Source organism: Brevibacillus sp. MCWH, assembly GCF_013096935.1.
GTDB classification, from domain to species: domain Bacteria; phylum Bacillota; class Bacilli; order Brevibacillales; family Brevibacillaceae; genus Brevibacillus; species Brevibacillus aydinogluensis.
This window is the reverse complement of sequence record NZ_SDLF01000182.1, coordinates 1-430: the sequence shown is the minus strand read 5'-3', so window position 1 is coordinate 430 and position 430 is coordinate 1. Positions and strand designations below refer to the sequence as shown.

Sequence of the window (430 nt, the reverse complement as noted above, 5' to 3'; positions counted from 1 at the left end):
GTGATAAGTATACCGGCGATCTCTTTGGTAAAGGTGATGAATACTTCACGGAAGATGAAAAAAGAGCAAAATACCTTCAAGAATGGGGGTACATCGGAAAAGAAATAGAACACGAAAACGACGAAGAAATCGAAAATGAAGATGATGAAGACGGCATTAAACACGTCGGTGGCGGTTATTACGAATTACCGAACGGCGAAAAAGTCAAAGGGAAACAGAATGCGATTGCTGAGTTAGAAAAATTAAAAGATGGGGAGTAAGATCCCCATCCCCTTAATGGGGTGATGTGATTTGATTATTACACTCGAAGAAACAAAGCAATGGTTACGCATTGAACATAATGACGAGGATAGTTTAATTAATACACTGATTAGCGCAGCAGAAAAGTACTTGATCAACGCGACTGGAAACGCGTTCGATAGCACAAATG

Annotated in this window: 2 protein-coding genes; both read left to right on the top strand. The window is 40.0% G+C overall.

Translation table 11 applies throughout. The features are described from left to right. Positions 1 to 260 (top strand): hypothetical protein (locus ETC00_RS19990; protein ID WP_171567771.1); only part of this gene is annotated, 260 nt, incomplete at its 5' end. 31 nt (positions 261 to 291) lie between these two features. Then, the coding region (locus ETC00_RS19985; protein WP_171567770.1) for a head-tail connector protein at positions 292 to 430 on the top strand (139 nt) is incomplete at its 3' end.